Origin of the sequence: Microbispora sp. NPDC049633, from assembly GCF_040675265.1 — a bacterium.
Classification (GTDB): domain Bacteria; phylum Actinomycetota; class Actinomycetes; order Streptosporangiales; family Streptosporangiaceae; genus Microbispora; species Microbispora maris.
This window is the reverse complement of the sequence record NZ_JBFAOO010000366.1, coordinates 1-3,307: the sequence shown is the minus strand read 5'-3', so window position 1 is coordinate 3,307 and position 3,307 is coordinate 1. Positions and strand designations below refer to the sequence as shown.

Sequence of the window (3,307 nt, the reverse complement as noted above, 5' to 3'; positions counted from 1 at the left end):
ATAGTTTTTGTCTTGAGATCTGGCCAGACCGACTCGCTCTGCGGCTGCACGCCCGCGACGGCGTCGAACACCGCGACCGCGCCGTCGAGCACCCGCAGCGACCGCTCCACCTCGTCGGAGAAGTCCACGTGGCCCGGGGTGTCGATCAGGTTGATCCGGTGGCCGTCCCACCGGCAGCTCACGGCCGCGGCGAAGATGGTGATCCCGCGGTCGCGCTCCAGGGGGTCGAAATCGGTGACGGTGGTCCCCTCGTGCACCTCGCCGCGCCGGTGGACGGCGCCGGTGAGGTAGAGGATCCGTTCGGTGACGGTGGTCTTGCCCGCGTCGACGTGGGCGAGGATGCCCAGGTTGCGGATGCCGGTCGGCGGGACGAGGTGATCGTGTCTCAGGTCGGCGCGCATGGCCATGCCCTTCGGGAAGGTTCCTACGGCGGCGGGCGCGATTGGCCTGACGAGACGGACCGGCCGGATTCAGGCCGGACGGGACCCCTGAAAGGGACGCCATGGGGGAGCTACCGGAGCCATGACCGGGCCTCCGGTTCGATCCCCTTCGACCAGGGGCGTGGAGTTCGTCAGGAACGTCCGGTGCGGGCCGCGCGGCGGGCACCGGGAAGCGACGTGGACACCAGGATCACCTCGTGCCGCGACCGGAGGACGACGACCGCGATGCGCTGCCGCACGGTCAACTCCTCTCACTCGGTCAGGGCACGCGCCGCGGCACGCGGCGCGCGTGATCATTGCCGAGTGTACGGAAACGGTCCCGGGCCGCAAACGCGTTTTCCGCCCGTTCCCCCGCGTAACGATCTTCACGATCACGAGAGAAGATCTGACGGACACCTTTCACGGGATCCGATGGGAGAGCGCATGCAGGTCCACGACCTGTCCGAGGGCGACGACGTCCTCACCCGCGTCGTGGGGGTCGCCCACCGCGCCACGGAGCGGTACGGCCTGTCCCCGGACGCCGCCGTGACGTTGCTCAACGTGTCGGAGAACGCCACCTTCAAGGTCGACGACGGCGGCACGACGGCGATCCTGCGGGTCCACCGGCTCGGCTACCACTCGCCGGAGGCCATCGTCAGCGAGCTCGCCTGGCTGGAGGCGCTGCGCGACGACGCGGGCGTCGTCACCCCCCGCGTGCTGCCGGCGTGCGACGGGTCGCGGGTCGTCACGATGGAGGACCCCGGCTTCGAGCCCCGCCACTGCGTGATGTTCGAGTTCCTGCCCGGCGCCGAGCCGGCCGAGGACCGGCTGGTGGAGGAGTTCGAGCGGCTGGGCGCGCTGACCGCCCGCATGCACCGCCACGCCCGCGCCTGGGCGAGCCCTCCGTCCTTCACCCGGTTCCACTGGGACCTGGACGCCGCCTTCGGCCCGGTGCCCCGGTGGGGCAGGTGGCAGGACGGCCTGGGCGTGGACAAGGAGGCGCACGCCGTGCTGGCCCGGCTGGAGGCCGAGCTGCGCCGCAGGCTGGAGCGGTTCGGCAAGGGCCCGGACCGGTACGGGCTCATCCACGCCGACCTCCGCCTGGCCAACCTGCTCGTGGACGGCGCGGCGGGGATCGGCGTCATCGACTTCGACGACTGCGGCCTCGGCTGGTACCTCTACGATCTCGGCGCCGCCCTGAGCTTCATCGAGCACCGTCCCGAGGTGCCGCACATGGCGGAGGCGTGGGTGCGCGGCTACCGGTCCGTGCTCGACCTGCCGAAGGAGGACGAGGCCGAGATCTGGACGTTCATCATGTTCCGCCGCCTCCTCCTGGTCGCGTGGATCGGCTCCCATTCGGCCGCCGGCATCGCCGGGGAACTCGGGGCCGGTTACACCCTGGGCAGCTGCGAGCTGGCCGAGCGCTACCTCAGCGGATCATGACGGCGCGGGCGGACTCCTGGGCGGTGCGGGTGGCGAGCGCGCCCGTCAACTTCGGCGTCTACCGCCCCGGCGGCGCGCCGCTGGAGCCGGGCGAGATGCTCGCGACGATGGGCGAAGCCGGGTACGACGGCACCGACTCCGGGCCGATCGGCTACCTGGGCACGGCGCGGAGCCTGCCCGCCCGCCTCGCGGAGCACGGTCTCGGGCTCGCGGGCGGGTGGGTGGACCTCCGCTACGGCGACCCGGACGGCTTCCGCGAGGACCTGGCCGCGCTCGACGCCGCCCTCGACGTGTTCGCCGCCGTCCGCGACGCCGCGTACGGCGCCGGGTCCGACGGCCCGGGAGGCGAACGGGACGGGCGGGCGGCGGGGAGGACGTGGACGGCCGACCCGCGGTTCGCGCCGCGGCCCACGCTCGCGTGCCCGGACCGGCCCGAAAGGTTCGCCCGGCCCGGCATGCCCCCCGACGCCCGGCTGTCCCTGCCCGGCGGCGACTGGCCCGCGTACGCCGCGCGCATCGGGCAGGCGGCGGCCCGCTGCCGCGATCGCGGCCTCGAACCCGTCTTCCATCACCACCTGGGCACCGACGTGGAGACCCCGGAGGAGATCGAGCGGCTGCTCGGCCTGACCGACGTCTCGCTGTGCCTGGACACAGGCCACCTGTGGCTGGCCGGGGGCAACCCCGTGGCGGCCATCCGCGAGTGGTCCCCGCGCATCCGCCAGGTGCACGTCAAGGACGCCTCGCGCGACATCCTCGCCTGGGTCCGCGCGAGGGGCGGCGACCTGTGGGATCTGGTCGCGGCGGGAGGTTTCCCGCCGCTCGGGCGGGGCGACCTGGACCTGCCCGCCGTGCTGGCCGAGCTGCGGCGGTCGGGTTACGAGGGCTGGATCGTCGTCGAGCAGGACGTCCCGGCCTTCCGTGCCGCCGACGCCGAGGCCCTCGATCGGGCCGTCGCCGACCAGCGGGCCAACCGTGCCGCCTTCGGCGAGGCCCTGCGTGCCGCCGGCCTCGCCTGACCGCCCACCGCCCGACCCGCCCGCCCGACCCGCCCGCCGGACCCGCCCGCCGGACCCGCCCGTCCCGCCCGGCCGGAGCGCGGAAGGCGGCGTGAGGCGATCATTGGGACATGACGACCAGTGAGATCTACGCCGGGTTCGCCGCTCGGGAGGCGCGCGGCGTGTCCCCGGCGTACGAGCGCCTGGCGCTCGCGGTCTCCCGCGACCGCGACCTGCTCGCTCTGCTCGGCACGCTCCCGCCGGCGAAGCGGCAGCCCAATCTGCTGTTCGGCGTCGTACGGTTCCTCGGCGGCCCGGTCGAGGACCCCGCCGCGTTCCGCGACTACACCCTGGGAAACTGGCCGGCGGTCGAAGCGGAGATGCACACCCGGACCACCCAGACGAACGAGGCCGGGCGGTGCGCGGTGGTGCTCCCGCTGCTCGCCGCGC

The 3,307-nt window shown here is 73.8% G+C and carries 4 protein-coding genes; 3 read left to right on the top strand and 1 reads right to left on the bottom strand.

Features of this window, described 5'->3' with window-relative positions; genetic code table 11:
• Positions 1 to 401 (bottom strand): GTP-binding protein (locus tag AB0J39_RS38880; RefSeq protein ID WP_363474136.1); only part of this gene is annotated, 401 nt, incomplete at its 3' end.
• Positions 402 to 863: 462 nt separating this feature from the next.
• On the opposite strand from AB0J39_RS38880, the gene AB0J39_RS38875 reads away from it, so the two are divergent.
• The 3 genes from AB0J39_RS38875 to AB0J39_RS38865 all read left to right on the top strand — a co-directional run.
• A complete protein-coding gene (locus AB0J39_RS38875) occupies positions 864 to 1,862 on the top strand; it encodes a phosphotransferase (protein WP_363474134.1) in 999 nt (332 codons plus the stop codon).
• Positions 1,859 to 2,878 (top strand): sugar phosphate isomerase/epimerase, encoded by a 1,020-nt coding sequence (locus AB0J39_RS38870; RefSeq protein WP_363474132.1) that lies wholly within the window; start codon positions 1,859 to 1,861, stop codon positions 2,876 to 2,878. The genes AB0J39_RS38875 and AB0J39_RS38870 overlap by 4 nt, the downstream gene beginning before the upstream one ends.
• A gap of 110 nt (positions 2,879 to 2,988) precedes the next feature.
• On the top strand, positions 2,989 to 3,307 hold a 319-nt coding region (locus AB0J39_RS38865), incomplete at its 3' end, for a DUF2332 family protein (protein ID WP_363474130.1).

Coding starts and splice junctions, on each gene's coding strand:
- AB0J39_RS38870 (WP_363474132.1), top strand. CDS start 1,859: ATGACGGCGCGGGCGGACTCCTGGGCGGTGCGGGTGGCGAGCGCGCCC.
- AB0J39_RS38875 (WP_363474134.1), top strand. CDS start 864: ATGCAGGTCCACGACCTGTCCGAGGGCGACGACGTCCTCACCCGCGTC.